16 protein-coding genes and 1 pseudogene are annotated in these 16,827 nt (G+C 66.6%); 7 read left to right on the top strand and 10 right to left on the bottom strand.

Annotated features, from left to right (window positions below):
* Positions 1-3 precede the first annotated feature (3 nt).
* The 5 genes from urtB to DFP85_RS15340 form a co-directional block, all read right to left on the bottom strand.
* Positions 4-1,602 carry an urea ABC transporter permease subunit UrtB gene (gene urtB / locus DFP85_RS15360; protein WP_133637315.1) on the bottom strand — a complete coding sequence of 533 codons (1,599 nt, stop codon included), beginning with the start codon at positions 1,600-1,602 and terminating at the stop codon, positions 4-6.
* A 77-nt stretch (positions 1,603-1,679) separates the two neighbouring features.
* A complete protein-coding gene (gene urtA, locus DFP85_RS15355) occupies positions 1,680-3,002 on the bottom strand; it encodes an urea ABC transporter substrate-binding protein (RefSeq protein ID WP_133637314.1) in 1,323 nt (440 codons plus the stop codon).
* Between the two features lie 322 nt (positions 3,003-3,324).
* Complete coding sequence (locus tag DFP85_RS15350; RefSeq protein ID WP_133637313.1) at positions 3,325-4,851, bottom strand: tripartite tricarboxylate transporter permease; 1,527 nt, start codon at positions 4,849-4,851, stop codon at positions 3,325-3,327.
* Complete coding sequence (locus DFP85_RS15345) at positions 4,851-5,303, bottom strand: tripartite tricarboxylate transporter TctB family protein (RefSeq protein WP_133637312.1); 453 nt, start codon at positions 5,301-5,303, stop codon at positions 4,851-4,853. The genes DFP85_RS15350 and DFP85_RS15345 overlap by 1 nt, the downstream gene beginning before the upstream one ends.
* A complete protein-coding gene (locus DFP85_RS15340) occupies positions 5,303-6,289 on the bottom strand; it encodes a Bug family tripartite tricarboxylate transporter substrate binding protein (RefSeq protein ID WP_133637311.1) in 987 nt (328 codons plus the stop codon). The genes DFP85_RS15345 and DFP85_RS15340 overlap by 1 nt, the downstream gene beginning before the upstream one ends.
* Positions 6,290-6,499: 210 nt before the next feature.
* On the opposite strand from DFP85_RS15340, the gene DFP85_RS15335 reads away from it, so the two are divergent.
* The 4 genes from DFP85_RS15335 to DFP85_RS15320 are packed head-to-tail and all read left to right on the top strand — an operon-like array spanning position 6,500 to position 10,213.
* Positions 6,500-7,105, top strand: a complete 606-nt coding sequence (locus tag DFP85_RS15335) for a helix-turn-helix domain-containing protein (RefSeq protein WP_133637310.1) — start codon at positions 6,500-6,502, stop codon at positions 7,103-7,105.
* The gene (locus DFP85_RS15330; RefSeq protein ID WP_133637309.1) at positions 7,102-7,764 is read left to right on the top strand and encodes a response regulator transcription factor; all 663 of its coding nucleotides are present in this window, start codon (positions 7,102-7,104) and stop codon (positions 7,762-7,764) included. The genes DFP85_RS15335 and DFP85_RS15330 overlap by 4 nt, the downstream gene beginning before the upstream one ends.
* The gene (locus DFP85_RS15325; RefSeq protein WP_133637308.1) at positions 7,761-9,134 is read left to right on the top strand and encodes a sensor histidine kinase; all 1,374 of its coding nucleotides are present in this window, start codon (positions 7,761-7,763) and stop codon (positions 9,132-9,134) included. Before DFP85_RS15330 ends, DFP85_RS15325 begins: the two co-directional genes overlap by 4 nt.
* Positions 9,131-10,213: an ABC transporter substrate-binding protein gene (locus DFP85_RS15320; RefSeq protein WP_133637307.1), complete on the top strand. Its 1,083-nt coding sequence runs from the start codon at positions 9,131-9,133 to the stop codon at positions 10,211-10,213. Before DFP85_RS15325 ends, DFP85_RS15320 begins: the two co-directional genes overlap by 4 nt.
* Before the next feature lie 37 nt (positions 10,214-10,250).
* Here the strand turns inward: DFP85_RS15320 and DFP85_RS15315 are convergent, their stop codons facing one another.
* The 5 genes from DFP85_RS15315 to DFP85_RS15295 all read right to left on the bottom strand — a co-directional run bounded on the left by DFP85_RS15315 (position 10,251) and on the right by DFP85_RS15295 (position 15,109).
* A complete protein-coding gene (locus tag DFP85_RS15315; RefSeq protein WP_133637306.1) occupies positions 10,251-10,637 on the bottom strand; it encodes a septal ring lytic transglycosylase RlpA family protein in 387 nt (128 codons plus the stop codon).
* A 49-nt stretch (positions 10,638-10,686) separates the two neighbouring features.
* A complete protein-coding gene (cobA, locus tag DFP85_RS15310; protein ID WP_133637305.1) occupies positions 10,687-11,568 on the bottom strand; it encodes a uroporphyrinogen-III C-methyltransferase in 882 nt (293 codons plus the stop codon).
* Positions 11,569-11,757: 189 nt separating this feature from the next.
* Complete coding sequence (locus tag DFP85_RS15305) at positions 11,758-13,218, bottom strand: sodium-dependent transporter (RefSeq protein ID WP_133637304.1); 1,461 nt, start codon at positions 13,216-13,218, stop codon at positions 11,758-11,760.
* 163 nt (positions 13,219-13,381) lie between these two features.
* On the bottom strand, positions 13,382-14,482 hold the full coding sequence (gene hppD / locus DFP85_RS15300) for a 4-hydroxyphenylpyruvate dioxygenase (RefSeq protein WP_133637303.1): 1,101 nt from the start codon (positions 14,480-14,482) through the stop codon (positions 13,382-13,384).
* Between the two features lie 321 nt (positions 14,483-14,803).
* Entirely contained in the window at positions 14,804-15,109 is a 306-nt protein-coding gene (locus DFP85_RS15295; RefSeq protein WP_208108524.1) for an MTH1187 family thiamine-binding protein, read from the bottom strand.
* 149 nt (positions 15,110-15,258) lie between these two features.
* Here DFP85_RS15295 and cfa point away from each other — a divergent pair, with 149 nt between their 5' ends.
* The 3 genes and pseudogenes from cfa to DFP85_RS15280 all read left to right on the top strand — a co-directional run.
* A complete protein-coding gene (gene cfa, locus DFP85_RS15290; protein ID WP_133637301.1) occupies positions 15,259-16,410 on the top strand; it encodes a cyclopropane fatty acyl phospholipid synthase in 1,152 nt (383 codons plus the stop codon).
* A 42-nt stretch (positions 16,411-16,452) separates the two neighbouring features.
* A pseudogene (locus DFP85_RS15285) lies at positions 16,453-16,662 on the top strand (class I SAM-dependent methyltransferase); the annotation flags it as partial.
* A gap of 3 nt (positions 16,663-16,665) precedes the next feature.
* The coding region (locus tag DFP85_RS15280) for a class I SAM-dependent methyltransferase (RefSeq protein WP_341776982.1) at positions 16,666-16,827 on the top strand (162 nt) is incomplete at its 3' end.

Below are 16,827 nucleotides of genomic sequence, written 5' to 3'. Positions count from 1 at the left end.
GAATCAGCCCTCCGCCGCCCGGCCCTTCTGCGGAAAGAGTCCACGGGGGCGCTTCTGGATGAACAGGATGATGAACACCAGCACCAGGATCTTGGCCAGCACGGCGCCAGCCCAGGGCTCGAGGACCTGGTTGATCACGCCCAGCGACAGCCCGGCCACCAGGGTGCCCCACAGGTTCCCGACGCCGCCGAAGACCACCACCATGAAGGAGTCGATGATGTAGTTCTGGCCCAGGTTGGGTCCCACGTTGGTGAGCTGGGAGAGCGCCACACCGGCGAGCCCCGCCACGCCCGAACCCAGGGCGAAGGTCATGATGTCCACGCGGGTCGCACGGATGCCCATGGAGCGTGCCATGGCGCGGTTCTGGGTCACCGCCCGTACCTCGAGTCCCAGGCGGGTCCGCCGCATCACCAGCATCAGGCCGGCGAACACTACCAGCGCGAAACCCAGCACATAGAGGCGATTGAGGGTCAGCGAGAGCCCCTCGTTGATCATGATTGAGCCGCTCATCCACTCCGGGGTGACCACGGTACGGTTCAGCGGAGAGATCACGGTGCGCACCAGCTGCTGGAGGATCAGGCTGACACCGAAGGTGGCCAGCAAGGTCTCCAGCGGACGCCCCTTGAGGAACTGGATCACGCCGCGTTCGATGGCGATGCCGGCCAACGCCGCCACCAGGAAGCCGGCGGGGATCGACAGCACCATCGCCAGCCCCGGCTGACCGGGCAGCAGCTGCTGCATGGCCCAGGTGGTGTAGGCCCCGAGCATGATCAGCTCCCCATGGGCCATGTTGATCACCCCCATGACGCCGAAGGTGATGGCAAGCCCGATGGCGGCCAGCACCAGCACCGAGCCCAGAGAAAGGCCGAAGTAGAGCGTCTCGAGCCCCCGATTGAGCTTCATCTTCTGCTCGATGTCGGCCAGGGCGGAGCTTGCGGCCTCAGCCAGTGCCGGATCATCGCTGCGCGCGGCGGAATTGAGGGCGGCCCTGACCCGACTGTTGAGGCTGCCCTCCAGAGAAGCCACGGCCTCGACACTGCCCTGCTCGAGTCGATGAATGGCCAGCCCCTGCTCCAGCAGGCGGCGTACCTCGGCATCTTCCTCACCGCTGATGACGGCCTCGAGTGGCTCGACCAGGCTGGCATCGACGTCACCGAGCAGAGCACGGGCGGCCTCGCGACGATCCCGGGTGTCGGGAACATGCAGATCGAGCACCGCCAGCGCGCTCTGCAACTGGCCGCGCAGGGCGTTGTTGATGCCGAGTCGGTCGAGGTCGCGCCGCGACATCTCGCCGAAGGCCTCGCCGGTCAGGGCATCGGCCACCGGCCAGTCACGCCCCCGGTTCTCGAGCACCACCACGAAGCGCCCCGTTTCCTTGTGGCGCTGCAGCTTGCCGCCCAGCAGCGCCTCCAGCCAGCCACGGCTGCGCTCGTCGCCGCTTTCGATGATGGCCTCGATGGCCTCGCCCATCTGGGCGTAAGACGCAGCATCCAGGGATTCGAGGAGCGGCTGGCCACCGTCGTCCTGCGCACTGACTGCCAGCGGCAACCAGGCCAGCAGGCACAGGGCCAGCATCCGCCCGAGACAGGGGGGAATCTTCATGAGAATGTCCTGAGAAGGTTCGTCGAGTGGCGTGTCACGGCCACCGGGTCAGGGGGCGACCCGGTGGCAGACCGGTCTTATTCTTCTGCGGTGGCCTCTTCCTGGGCCTCACTCCCCCCGCAGCTACCCTTCACGACGTTGTAGTTGCCGCACTCCATGGGCTTGCGCCAGTCGCTGATCAGGTCCCTGGAGCCCTCCAGATAGTCGGACCAGGCGTCGCCGGCCACCGTCGAGGGGGTCTCCCAGACGATGGAGAACTGCCCGTTGTCCTGGATCTCGCCGATCAGCACCGGCTTGGTGATGTGGTGGTTGGGCATCATCGCCGCATAGCCACCGGAAAGGTTGGGTACGCTGACACCGATGATCGCGTCCTTGACCGCGTCGACCTCGGTGGTGCCGGCCTTGCGCACTGCCTCGGTCCACATGTTGAAGCCGATGTAGTGGGCCTCCATGGGATCGTTGGTCACCGCCATCTCGTCGCCGGTGTATTCGATCCAGGCGTCGATGAAGTCATAGTTGGCATCGGTGTCGACGCTCATGAAATAGTTCCAGGCCGCCAGATGCCCGACCAGCGGCGCCGTGTCGATGCCGGTCAGCTCCTGCTCGCCCACCGAGAAGGCCACCACCGGGATATCGGCAGCATCGATGCCCTGGTTGCCGAGCTCTCGGTAGAAGGGCACGTTGGCGTCTCCGTTGATCGTCGAGACCACGGCGGTCTTCTTGCCCTCGCTACCGAAGGCCTTGATCTCGGAGACGATGTTCTGCCAATCGGAATGACCGAAGGGCGTGTAGTTGACCATGATGTCGGCGTCGGACACCCCATGCCCCTTGAGATAGGCCTCGAGAATCTTGTTGGTAGTCCGCGGATAGACGTAATCGGTACCGGCCAGCACCCAGCGTTCCACGCCGACGTTGTTCATCAGGTAGTCGACCGCGGGGATCGCCTGCTGGTTGGGGGCTGCCCCGGTATAGAAGACGTTCTCGGAAGACTCCTCGCCCTCGTACTGCACCGGATAGAAGAGCAGCCCGTTGAGTTCCTCGACCACCGGCAGCACCGACTTGCGTGATACCGAGGTCCAGTTGCCGAAGATGACGTCGACCTCCTCCTGAGCCAGCAGCTCGCGCGCCTTCTCGGCAAACAGTGGCCAGTCCGAGGCCGGGTCCACCACCACGGCTTCGAGTTCACGTCCGAGCAGGCCGCCATCGGCATTCTGCTGTTCGATCAGCATCTCGACGGTATCCTTGAGCACCGTCTCGCTGATGGCCATGGTGCCGGAGAGGGAGTGCAGGATGCCCACCTTGATGGGATCTTCCTGGGCCAGGGCGGGTGTGGCGACGGCCGCGCCGAGCAGCGGTACGGCCAGCCAGCGGGGAGTACGGGTCACGGATGACGGGATCATGGAATCTCCTTGCGCTCGATGTTGTTGTCGATGAGTCCAGCGAGTGAGGCCATCGCAGGATGTCTCCCACCGCTGTCGCAAGGGATGTGCCATATCGGCACGATGCCGATTTTTTTCTATTTATTCAGCCAATTGGGTTTTCGGCTCCGAAGCATGACGCCCGTGGCAAGGCCATATCCTGGTGCAAGGGGCACACCGCCCTGCCCCGGGATCGTCCGCGCCTCTGGTGCAACGCACCGTCATGACGCAGGGAAGTATCCACACGAAACGGGGGCGCCGGCTCGGCCGGCGCCCCCGCTGGGCAGTCCTTCGCAAGCAGGGTTCAGTCGCCCTCGGGGCCGCCCGTGCCGGTGGTGACCCGCATCCGGCGACGCAGGATCGGACCGACGATATAGGGCAGGATCAGCCCCAGGCCGGCGAACACCCACAGGCCGATGGCCAGGCCGCTGTCCCACAGGATGGTCCAGTCGCCGTCGGAGATGTCCATGGCATGGCGCAGGTTCTTCTCCATTTCCGGCCCCAGCAGCAGGCCCAGGATCACCGGTACCAGCGGGATCTCCAGCTTGCGGAAGATATACCCCGCCACGCCGAAGGCCACCATGAAGTAGAGATCGAAGGTGGTGTTGCTGATCGAGTAGATCCCCACGAAGGCGATCATGGTCACGATCGGCAGCAGGAACATCGGCGGTACCGAGAGCAGCTTGACGAAGATGCCCACCAGCGGGATGTTCAGGATCAGCAGCAGGAAGTTGCCGATCAAGAGCGCGGCGATCACGCCCCAGACGATATCCGCGTTCTGGGTAAACATCAGCGGCCCGGGGGTGATGTTGAGCGAGATCAGCAGCGCCAGCAGCACCGCGGTGGTGCCACTGCCCGGCACGCCGAGCGTCAGCATGGGCACCAGTGCCCCGCTGGAGGCACCGTTGTTGCCGGCTTCGGGACCGGCCACACCGCGCGGATCGCCCTGCCCGAAGTAGCCCTTCTTGCCGACCACCTTCTTCTCCAGGGTGTAGCCGATGAAGCTGCCCAGCGACGCCCCGGCACCAGGCAGCACCCCGGCGATGAAGCCCAGCACCCCGCCACGCAGGCTCGACGGCAGGATGTTGCGAATGTCGGCCCAGGAGAGCTTGAGCTTGTTGACCACCATCTTCGCCTTGCCCCCGCCGGCCCGCTCCTCGATGAAGAAGAGCAGTTCCGAGATGGCGAAGAGGCCGACGATGGCAATGATGAAGTCCACGCCCTCGTAGAGCTCGAGCACGCCGAAGGTGTAGCGCTGCACTCCGGTGTTGTCGATGCCCACCGTGGCGATCATCAGGCCGATGGCGGCAGCCACCACCGTCTTCATGGGGTTCTTGCCGGTGATGCCGCCCAGAGTGGCGAAGGCCAGCAGGAAAAGCGCGAAGTATTCCGCCGGCCCGAAGGTCAGCGCGAACTTCGCCAGCAGCGGCGCCAGCAGGATCAGCCCGATGGTGGCCACCAGGCTGCCGATGAAGGAGGCCACGGCGGAGATCGCCAGTGCCTCGGCCGCCTTGCCCTGCTGGGCCATGGGATAGCCATCCAGGCAGGTCATCATGGCCGGTTCGTCACCGGGAATATTGAGCAGGATCGACGAGATGCGTCCGCCATACATGGCGCCGGCATAGACCGCGGTGAGCATGATCAGCGCGGTCTCCGGGGCCAGGCCCAGGGTGAAGGCCAGGGGGATCAGGATCGCCACGCCGTTGGCCGGGCCCAGGCCCGGCAGCGCACCGATCAGGGTGCCCAGGAAGGCGCCCAGCAGGGCGAACATCAGGTTGTGCGGGGCGAGCGCCACCCCGAAGCCGTCGATCAGATAGCCGAGTGTCTCCATCAGCTCACCTCCAGGAAGGACAGCACGCCCAGCGGCAGCGCCAGGTCAAGGGCGAAATTGAACACCAGGAACACCACGACCCCGGATGCCGCGCCGGTCAGGTAGGCCCTTACCGGCGCCGATCCCATGCGCCAGCACAGGGTGCCGACCGCCAGGGTCGTGCTGAGGATGAAGCCCAGTGGTTGAAGCAACATGGCATAGAGAATCAGCACCACCACGGCGACGACCAGCTCGATACCGGTGCGGCTCCAGGGCCAGGCGTTGTCGGGATCGGGGCGCACGATCATGTAGAGGCTGGAGAGTCCCAGCACCACCGACAGCAGCAGCGGGAAGGTCTCGGGACCCACCGCCTCACTGCCGCCGAAGGGGGCGGGGAGCTGAGTGGCGCCCCAGCCGTACGCGACGGCCAGGACGATCATCAGGATGCCAAAGGTGCGGTCGTTGTAGGTCATTACTGAATCAGCCCGATATCCTTGGAGAGCTGCTCGATGTCGGCGATCTGGTCCTGGACGAAGGACTCGAACTCGCCGGCGGTCATGTGGAAGGGCATGAGACCGTTGCTGGTCATCAGCTCCTTCCACTCGTCACTCTCGTAGACGGTATCCATGGCATCGATCCAGTACTGCTTGGCCTCATCGGAAATATCGGCCGGCATGTAGAAGCCGCGCCAGTTGGGGCCCAGCGCCTCGATGCCCTGCTCCATGGCGGTGGGGATATGGTCGAAGTCCCCCGGCAGGCGCTCTTCCGCGAGGACCGCGAGCACGCGAAGGTCTCCGGAATCCATGAAGCCCTGGGCCTCGGAGATATCACCGGTGAAGGCATCGACGTGGCCACCGACGACCTGGGTCATGGCCTCGCCGCCGTTGTTGTAGGAGAGGTACGGGATACGCGGCAGCTCGTCGACACCCGCGGCGTCGGCGGTGATCAGCACCTTGAGGTGGTCCCAGCCGCCCTTGGCGCTGCCCCCGGCGAACTTGACGCTGCGCGGATCCTCATCGATGGCGTCCATGAGCGCCGGCAGGTCCTGGTACTCGGAATCGGCCGATACGGCGATCACCCCGTAGTCGGCCCCCAGGGCGCCGATCCAGTTGACCATGTCGGCGGTCATCCCCGGAAATTGGCCCTGGGCCAGGCGGGTCGTGGTCGCGGTGGAGGCGGCCACCAGCAGCTGCTCGTCACCGGCGCGCTTGCTGACCACATGGGCGTAGGCCACACCCCCGCCGGCACCGGCCATGTTCAGGGTCTGGACATTACCCGGCACCAGGTCGAGCTCCTGGAGCACATTGCCGACGCTGCGGCAGGTGAAGTCCCAGCCGCCACCGGGGTCGGAGGGGGCGATACATTCGACCTTGCCCTTGGGCTCGAAGGCAAAGGCCGAGGCGGCGGTAGTCGCGAGCACGGCGACGGCAACCAGCTGGACGGGGCGCTTGAACGTCATGGCGGCGTTCCTCCTGATGTCATGCTTGTGTGATTGTCGACTTGCGGAACCTGTCGGGCTTCCTTACAATTCTGTAAGGCAGAACAACGTTCCTCAGGATGGAAAGTTAGGCCTGACGTCGAGGGGCGTCAACGCTTGTCGCCTCGATTGCGACCAAAGTTCAACGCTCGCTTGCGTCAACACAACGGAATCAGGAGGCATGTTCCTTCGATGGCACAGGACCGCGTGGAGGCCGTGGAACGGGCACTGACGGTGCTCGAGGCATTCGACTCCCCCCAGGAGCACTTCACCCTGGCCGAGCTGGCCCAGGCCACCGGCTATTACAAGAGCACCCTGTTGCGGCTGCTGGGGTCGCTGACTCGCTTCGACTATGTGCAGCGCGACGAGCGTGGCCGCTGGCACCTCGGCCATGCCCCGGTACGCCTGGCACGGCGTCACCTCCCCGGTCGACACCTGGCGACCCGGATCCAGCCCCTGCTCGTGCGCCTCTCGGCCGATAGCGGCGAGACCGCCGCCCTGCTCGAAGGAGAGGACGGCATGGTGGAGTGCCGGCTGGTCACCCTTCCCGAGGCCTCCCTGCGCCATGACCTGCGCCCGGGAGACCGCTGGGCAGCGGCGGCGGAGGATGACCCTCGCCCGCTGCTGCCCGGCGGCGTGATGGTGTGCCAGCCATTGCCGGGGGATGCCATCGAGCCCCCCATGTGGCTCGCCCTGTCGGGCCCCGCCGGACGCCTGGACCCGCAGCGGGCACATCGCCTCCTGGCCGATGCCATGGCGTCGCTGGCGGCCGGCACGCACCGGGAGACAGGGCCATGACCGTGCTGCTGGTAGAGGATGACGCCCTGCTGGCCGAGACCCTGGTCGACACCCTCGGTCTCGAGGGCCACGACGTCTGCCATCTGGCCGACGGAGAGGCAGCACGGACACGCCTCTCGCTGCCGGGGCATGGTGTCGAGCTGGTGCTGCTCGACCTGAACCTGCCGGGATGCAGCGGCCTGGCGGTCCTCGAGGCGCTGCGGTGTCATGACCGGGACACCCCGGTGCTGATCCTGACCGCAAGAGGCGCCGTGGAGGATCGCGTGCGGGGCCTCGACCTCGGCGCGGACGACTACCTGGCCAAACCCTTCGCCCTGGATGAACTCGAGGCCAGGGTCCGCGCCCTGCTGCGGCGCCGAAGTCCCGACCCACAGCTCAGGGTCGGTGCCCTCACACTCGACACCCGGCACCAGCGCTTCACGCTCGACGATGCGCCGCTCGCCCTCCCGCCCCGTGAGCAACGCCTGCTCTCCTGCCTGATGCATCATGCCGGCGAGCCGGTGGACAAGGCGCGGCTCGCCGAGGAGGCCTTCCAGGGCGACACCGTGGGCGACAACGCCATCGAGGTCTATGTGCACCGCCTGCGCAAGCGACTCGGTGACAGCGGCGTGGCCCTGCGAACGGTGCGCGGCCTGGGCTACCTGCTGGAGGTCGAGTGAAGCGGGGCGACAGCCTCTATCGGCGCCTGCTGGGATGGCTGCTGCTTCCCCTGCTGGTGCTGGGTAGCCTGATCCTGATCCAGGCGTGGGTGGACGCGCAGCGCACGGCCGACCGAGCCTTCGACCGGCTGCTCGAGGCCGCCTCCCTGGCCATCGCCGAACAGGTGCAGTGGCAGGATGACCGGCTGTGGCTCGACCTGCCGCCGGCGGCCCTGGAGATGCTGGCCACCGATGCCGAGGAGCGGGTCTTCTACAGCCTGGTGGACGGCCAGGGTCGCCTGATCACCGGCAATGCGGCGCTCCCGGGGGATCCGCGGCAGGGCCCCGGGGATGCGGACACCCTGCTCTATCGCCATATCGACTGGCAGGGCCTGTCGCTGCGCCAGGGCGTGCGCCGCACCCGCCTCGAGGAGTGGCGCGTACGCGAACCCTTCGAGGTGCGAGTCGCCCACAGTCGCGAGGGCCGGGATACCCTGGCCGCCAGGCTGTGGCGGGCCAACCTGACGATGATCCTGGCCATGGCGGCGCTGGCAACGGTGGGGTTGCTGCTGGCGATCCGGGCCGCGTTGACGCCGTTGACCCGCCTGCGCCGCGCGATCCGCGCCCGCGACCCGCGTACCCTCGCGCCCCTGGAGCTCTCCCTGCCGCGGGAACTCGCCGAGCTTCGCGATACCGTCAACGAACTGCTCGCCAGGATGCGCCGGGTGCGCGCCAATCAGGAACGCTTCATCGGCGATGCCTCGCACCAGCTGCGCACGCCGCTGGCGGGCCTGTCGGCCCGTGCCGAGCTCGCCCTGCGCCATGACGATCCGGCGCGCTGGAGGGAAGCCCTGGTCGCCATGCAGGCCACCAGCGCGCGCACCGCCAGGCTGGCGGTGCAGCTGCTGTCGTTGACCCGGCTGGCCAATCCCGAGTACCGCCCGGAGCTGGTCCCCCTGGAACTCAACGCCATCGCCCGCCAGGCCATTCGCGACCACTGGGCGTCCTGCCACCGTCAGGGGGTCGACCTGGGGGTGGAAAGCGCCGGGGGCGAGGTCTGGATCCGCGGCATCGACTGGCTGCTCGCCGAGGCCATCGGCAACCTGATCGACAATGCCTGTCGCTACGGCGGGCAACGGGTCACGGTGCAGGTCCAGGCCGCGCCGCCCCGCCTGGTCGTGGAGGACGACGGCCCCGGGATCCCCTCGCAGAGACGGCTGCTGATGCTGCGCCCCTTCCACCGCGATCGCGAGGACGTGGAAGGATCCGGCCTGGGGCTGGCGATCGTCGATGGTATCGCGCGAACCCACGGCGCACGCCTGAAGCTGTCGGCCGGCCATGATGGCCGTGGACTGAGCGTGGCACTGCAATTTCCGGGAGACACACCATGAATCGCCTGGGTCGACTCGCCTGTCGCGGGCTGCTGCTGCTCGGCCTGGTCGGCTCGCCCGCCGTTGCCGAAGAGACCTTGAACGTCCCCGCCGCCCCCGGCAGCGGGCCCGGGGCAGCGCTGGTGGTCCATGGGGCCCTGGACCTGCCCCAGATGCGCCCGCTGCTGGAGGGCTTTCATCGCGAGCATCCCGACCTGGCAGTGCGCTACCGCAACCTGACCACCCTGGCGCTGCACGAGCGTTTCCTGGCCAGGCCGGACGAGGCCGATGTGCTGCTCTCCTCAGCCATGCCCTGGCAGTACCGGCTGGCCAACGAGGGCCATGCCCGCGCCCTGGAGAGCCCTGCCGCGCGGCGCTGGCCGGCCTGGGCACGCTGGCGTCAGGAGCTCTTCGCCATCACCTTCGAGCCCATCGTCATGGTCGTGAACGAGGCGGTCATCGAGCGCTTCGGGGAGGTGCGTGGCCATGCCGACCTGCTCGCCCTGCTGGAGCGCCATGCCGAGGCCCTGCGGGGCCGGGTGGTGACCTATGACCCGGCCACCAGTGGCGCAGGCTATACCTATGCCATCGAGGAGTCGCGGCTCTCGCCGCGCTACTGGGACCTGGTGGCGGCACTGGGCCAGGCAGACACGGCGCTTGCGGAGACCACCGGGGAGATGCTGGAGGGACTGATCGAGGGACGCTATCTGGTCGGCTACAACCTGCTGGGCAGCTATGCGCGGGAGCGGCTGGCCGACCAGCCGCAGCTGAGGATCGTGGTGCCCGAGGACTATGCCCTGGTGACCCAGCGCCTGGCCCTGATCCCGCGCCAGGCGCCCCATCCCGCGGCGGCGGCGCGCTTTCTCGACTACCTCATCGGCGAGACAGGACAGGCGCTCCTCGCCCGCGAGACCCCGCTGGGCGCCATCCATCCCGCCGTCGAGGGGCCGGGCACGGCGACATCACTGCGCCAGGAAAGGGGCGAGGCACTGCGGCCGATCACCCTGGGTCCCGGCCTGCTCGCCACCCTGGACGACCTCAAGCGTGAGGCGCTGCTGGCTCGCTGGCGGCGCGAGTTCTCGCGCAGGGGGGAACGCTGAGCGATGCGCCGATGGGACATCGCCCACCGGGCTCGGCTCACTGCACGTAGGAGATTTCCACCGGTGCGGTACCGCGCTTCAGCATGCCGAGCGCCTTGGCAGCGCGCTTGGAGAGGTCGATGATTCGCCCCTTGGCATAGGGGCCCCGGTCGTTGATCAGCACCTCGACCTCGCGGCCGTTGTCCTCGCGGGTCACCACCACCTTGGTCCCGAACGGCAGGGTCGGGTGGGCCGCCGTGAGGGCCTGCTGGTCGAAGGGCTCGCCGCTTGCCGTGGTCCGGCCCTGGAAGCGGTCGCTATAGTAGGACGCGACACCCTGCTGGGTCTCTGCCGTCCTCTCGTGGGCCTGCCCCTTGCCGGCGCAGCCGGTCATCAGCAGACCCGCCAGGCAGCAGGTCAGAATCAGGCGGGATCGTGTCCCCATGCTGTCACCTCATGACTTACCGTGTTGCGCCGAACCTCGCATCCAGCGATCAGGCGCCATTATCGGTTGTTGACGGCGCAGGGTGCTTGCCCTGCAGCCAACCCGAACTCGTGGCTCGGTCCCGGTCGAACCAGGCCAGCCGGTCGTGCAATGTCACGACAGTGCCGACGATAATCAGGGTCGGCGGTCGGATAGTAACCACTTCGCCTGCCGGCGGCAACTTGTGCAGTGTTCCGACATGCACCCGCTGGCGTCCCGTGGTGCCCTGCTCGATCAGGGCCACCGGGGTCTCGGGCGGCAGGCCATGACGCTGAAGCTGCTCGCCGATCAGTGCCAGGCTGCCCAGCCCCATGTAGAAGACCAGCGTCTGGCCGGGGCCGGCCAGCGTCGGCCAGTCCAGGTCGCTGCTGCCATTGCGCAGGTGCCCGGTGACGAAACGAACCGACTGGGCATGATCACGATGGGTGAGCGGGATGCCGGCATAGGCGGCACACCCCGAGGCCGCGGTGATGCCGGGGATCACCTCCACCTCGATGCCGGCCGCCACCAGCGTCTCGAGCTCCTCGCCGCCGCGGCCGAAGATGAAGGGATCGCCCCCCTTGAGCCGGACCACTCGCTTGCCGGCCCGGGCCCAGTCGACCAGGGCCTGGTTGATGCCGTCCTGGGGCACGCTGTGTCGAGAGCGCTCCTTGCCGACGTAGAACCGGGAGGCCTGCGGGGAAGCCAGGGCGAGGATCTCGTCGCTGACCAGTCGATCATGCAGGATCACCTCGGCGGCCTGCAGGCGCCGCAGCGCCTTGATCGTCAGCAACTCCGGGTCACCGGGACCGGCGCCAACCAGGCTGACGCCCCCGGAGGGAAAGGCCGACCCGGTCGGCAACCTGACGCCCGGGTCGCGCGGTTCGCCGTCGTGTCGGTGACCGACCTGCATATTCCAATATCTCCAGTAGAAAATAGTATCTATGCATTATGGTAATTAAAAGACGCACCACATGCCACCATCCCCTCGGCACAAGCCTATAACCGCAGGGCCGCCAATCGACAGGCGCCCGTGGCCCCCCAACGACGTCGCCCCCGCTGGGCGGGGGCGACGAGGGCTCATCTCAACGTTGCGACAGGCTCAGGGGCAGAGCATTCGGCGCAGGCGCGGGCTAGTCACCTCGCCAACCAGGGTGATCACCACCAGGACCGCCAGCAGCCAGGGCCAGTGCAGCGCGAACTCCACCCGGGTGATCCCCAGGGCATCGACGAAGATCACCAGGATGCCCAGCGGGCTCACGTAGCGGACCATGAACAGCCAGAGCGCATGCCAGCCGGCAGAGAGCCCGAGCTCCTCGCGGAAGGTCTCGCTCTTGAGCACGAAGCCGGCGAGCAGCACCATGCCCAGACCGCCCAGCGGCATCATCCAGCGCGCGGTCAGGTAGTCCAGCCAGTCGAAGAAGTGCTTGCCAGCCAGGGTCCAGTCGGCTCCGACATTGAACGACAGCATTGCCAGGGTGCTGACCAGCCACAGCACGATACCGGTGCCCCAGGACGCCGCACGCCGCGAGAGGCCCTTGTTGTCGGTGAGCCATGAGACCGTGGCCTCAACCATCGAGATCGACGAGGTCAGCGCCGCCATGGAGAGCATCACGAAGAACAGGATGCCAAACAGGGTGCCCAGCGGCATGGCCTGGAAGGCCAGCGGCAGGCTCATGAAGATCAGCCCCGGCCCGCTGCTCGGGCTCATGCCGTTGGCGAAGATCACCGGGAAGATCGCCAGTCCCGCCATCAGCGCCACCAGGGTGTCGGCCAGCGCCACGGAGAGGGTGGTGCGGGCGATGGAGGCCCGCGCCGGCAGGTAGCTGCCGTAGGTGAGGATGGCCCCGGAGGCCAGCGACAGGGTGAAGAAGGCATGCCCCAGGGCGGCCAGCATGCCCTCACTGGATAGGCTGCCGGCATCGAACGAGAACAGGAAGCGAACCGCCTCGCCGAAGCCGCCGGAGAAGACCCCGTAGCCGATCAGGATCAGCAGCATCACCACCATGCCGGGCATCATCCAGCTGACACTCTTCTCGATGCCGGCCTGGACGCCCTTGCCGACGATCACCATGGTGGCCACCGTGACCAGGGTGCTCCAGAACCCCAGGTTCAGGGGACTGGCGTTGTTGGCGCCGAAGATCGCCGCCATCTCCTCGACGCTGGATCCGGCCAGGCCACCGCTCAGCATCTTCCACAGGTAGGAGAAGGACCAGCCGGCCACCACCACATAGAACGACAGGATCAGGAAGCCACACAGCATGGCCATCCAGCCCAGCAGTGACCAGGCCGAGCCGCGGCCCGACTCGCCGACCACCCGACGGATGGCGTCGATGGGGCTGCCGCGGCCGCGGCGCCCGAGGGCGATCTCGGTCATCATCACCGGTACCCCCACGGCCAGGATGCAGGCCAGGTAGACCAGCACGAAGGCGCCGCCACCGAATTCGCCGGTGATATAGGGGAATTTCCAGATGTTGCCCAGGCCCACCGCGGAGCCGGTCGCCGCCAGGATGAAGCCCCAGCGGCCAAGCCACTGGGTTCGGGGTTGTGGAGTCGTTGTCATATCACACCAGGGGTCACGGACGTTGTTGTTCCGACACGGCGAGGCGTCGCCACAAGGGCGACATTGTGACGGATTTTATCGTGATTGGGCAGGCGGGCGGTCGATCATGCTGTCTTTACCCGCTCCCACCTGCCGCGCACTCAGCGCAGGCTCATGCCGAGGGTCAATCCGCCTTGAGCACACCGCGACGGATCTGGTCTTCCTCGATGGATTCGAACAGGGCCTTGAAGTTGCCTTCGCCGAAGCCGTCGTTGCCCTTGCGCTGGATGATCTCGAAGAAGATCGGCCCGATCACCGTCTCGGTGAAGATCTGCAGCAGCACGCCCTGGTCGGGACCGCCATCGACCAGCAGGCTCAGCTCGCGCAGGTCCTCGACCCTCTCCTGATGATTGGGCACCCGCTCGTCGACCTTCTCGTAGTAGGTGTCCGGGGTGGACAGGAAGGTGACACCATTGGCCTTGAGGGCCCGCACCGTGGCATAGATATCATCGGTGGCCATGGCCAGGTGCTGAATGCCCTCGCCGTTGTACTCGCGCAGGAATTCGGCGATCTGCGAGGTGTCATCGGCGGACTCGTTGATCGGGATATGCATCTTGCCGCAGGGCGCTGTCATGGCGCGGGAGTGGAGCCCGGTCATCTTGCCTTCGATGTCGAAGTAGCGGTTCTCGCGGAAGTTGGCGATCCGGGTATAGAAGTCGGCCCAGACATCCATCTGACCGCGATCGACGTTGTGCGTCAGGTGGTCGAGGACCTGCAGGCCAACGCTGTTGTCCTGCGGCGACCGCCCGGGGATCGCTTCGAAGTCGATGTCGTAGATGGTCCGGCCTTCTCCGTCGAGCTTGTGGTCGACGAAGTAGAGCAACGACCCGCCGATGCCCTTCACGGCGGGGATGCCCACCTCACCTTCGGCCACGGGGTTCTCGACCGGCTCCGCGCCATGGTCAACGGCATGCTGGAACGCCTGGCGCGCATCGGCCACCTTCCAGGCCATGGCGCAGGCACTGGGTCCATGGACACTGGCGAACTCGGCGGCATGACTGCCCGGCTCGGCATTCAGGACGAAGTTCACGCCCTCCTGCTGGAACAGCGTGACCTGCTTGGAGCGATGGCGCCGGGTCTCGGTGAACCCCATGCGAATGAACAGGGCGCGAAGCGCTTCGATGCCCTCGGCGGTCGGAGCGGTGTACTCGACGAACTCGAAGCCGTTGGTGCCGATGGGGTTGGCGCGATCAAGGGCGTCGGGGGTATGGGCGGGAGCGTTCATGCATCCTCCAGGGGCTGTTGTTGTGGATCGTTGTGAACCGCGGTGTGGTCTCGCGGTATAACGGTCATCGACCCGTGGCGGGGTCAGTCACGCCGCCGGCGGGCTCTCGATGTACGCTCAGCCTAGTGCCTCATCCTGCCTGCCGGAACGTGCCAACCACGCCCCTGATGCCCCATCATGCCGGGCCTTGCCCCCTGTCTCGTAACGAAATCCTTACAGCCGCTGCAGGCCCATCACTTTCGGCCCCGTCATGGCGAGAAAGCCTGACAGGGTGTAACGAAAGATTGACACCCAGAGTGCCGCAGCCGTGTGACGCACAGGTCACTGCCCGCCCAGCAGGGTCTCGACGCTCGCCACCTTGTCGTCCATGTGCTGGTCGCGATCGGTGCGGGTCCCGAGCTTGAGCGTAGTGGTGATGCGCGGCGCCCCCATCTCGTGCACGACCTCGTGACAGCGCTTGACCACCGCCATCACCTCGTCCCACGGCCCCTCGATATTGGTGCCGTAGGCATGCATGCGGTGCTCGAGACCGGAGGCCTGGATCACCCGCTGGCAGGCCGCGATATGCGGTGAGACCGACACCCCGACGCCCAATGGCACCACACAGAGATCGATGATCACGTTCATGGCTTTCTCCTCCCTCCTCGCTCGTGAAGTCGTTGAAATACACGATCTAAGCATGCTGGTCTATGCTGGTTTTCAACAGCCACACTGCCCCAGAGCCGTGCCCAGCGCGTTCGCCAGCCCGATATCCATCAGCGGACCCGGAGGACTCCATGACCAGCGAACCACGTATCGGCCCCATCGCCCTTCCCGATACCCGGGCTCGTCGGGTGATCGAACAGCTGCTCGATGGCTCGGGCGTCACGCTCAACGGGGATGCGCCCCAGGATATCCGCGTGCTGCATCCCGACTTCTTCTCGCGGGTATTGCACCAGGGAACCCTGGGTCTCGGCGAGTCCTACATGGATGGCTGGTGGGAATGTGAGCGCATCGACGAACTGGCCTACCGACTGCTGCTGAACGGGCTCGGCGAGCACGCCCGCTCGACCACCGAACGCCTCAAGTACCGCCTGCAGGCCGGCTTCCTCAACCTGCAGAGCAGGGCCCGGGCCTACATGGTGGGCGAGGCCCACTACGACCTGGGCAACGACCTCTTCGAGCGCATGCTCGACCCCACCATGTGCTACTCCTGCGGCTACTGGAAGTCGGCCGATGACCTGCACCAGGCCCAGCAGGCCAAACTGGAGCTGGCCTGTCGCAAGCTCGACCTCAGACCGGGCATGAGGGTACTCGATATCGGCTGTGGCTGGGGCAGCCTCGCCGAGCATGCCGCCCGCCACCACGGTGTCGAGGTGACCGGCATCACCATCTCCCGGGAACAGGCCGCCCTGGCCCGGGAGCGCTGTGCTGGGCTGCCGGTGGAGATCCTGTTGCAGGACTACCGCGACCTGGGGGGACGCTATGACCGCATCGTCTCCATCGGCATGTTCGAGCACGTGGGGCATCGCAATTACCCCACCTACTTCGAGACGGTGAGGCGCCTGATGCCCGCCGATGGCCTCTTCCTGCTGCATACCATCGGCTCCAACCGCTCCGCGGTCACCGCGGATCCCTGGATCAACCGCTATATCTTTCCCAATGGCGTCCTGCCGTCGGCCATGGACATCGCACGCACCAGCGAGGACCACCTGCTGATGGAGGACTGGCAGAATTTTGGTCCCGACTACGACAGGACGCTCATGGCCTGGCTGGCGAACTTCGACGCCCACTGGCACGAGATCGCCCATCGCTACAACGAGCGCACCCGCCGCATGTTCCGCTACTACCTGGCGATCTGTGCCGGGGCCTTCCGCGCCCGCCACCTGCAGCTCTGGCAGGTCGTCTTCTCACGCGGACGCCCGGGACGCTATGACGCCCCGCGGTGACCCCTGGCTGACGGAAGACTGGCGCTTACATGAACTTCGGTTGGTCCCGACTACGACAGGACACTCATGGCCTGGCTTACGAACTTCGACGCCCACTGGCACGAGATCTCCCATCGCTACAACGAGCGCACCCGCCGCATGTTCCGCTACTACCTGGCGATCTGTGCCGGGGCCTTCCGCGCCCGCCACCTGCAGCTCTGGCAGGTCGTCTTCTCCCGCGGACGACCGGGACGCTATGACGCCCCGCGGTGATCCCTGACTGACGGAGGACTGGCGCTTACACGAACTTCGGTTGGTCCCGACTACGACAGGACGCTCATGGCCTGGCTTACGAACTTCGACGCCCACTGGCACGAGATCGCCCATCGCTACAACGAGCGCACCCGCCGCATGTTCCGCTACTACCTGGCGATCTGC

The organism is Halomonas ventosae, from assembly GCF_004363555.1.
Taxonomy (GTDB): domain Bacteria; phylum Pseudomonadota; class Gammaproteobacteria; order Pseudomonadales; family Halomonadaceae; genus Halomonas; species Halomonas ventosae.
This window is presented reverse-complemented; position numbering and strand designations above follow the sequence as displayed.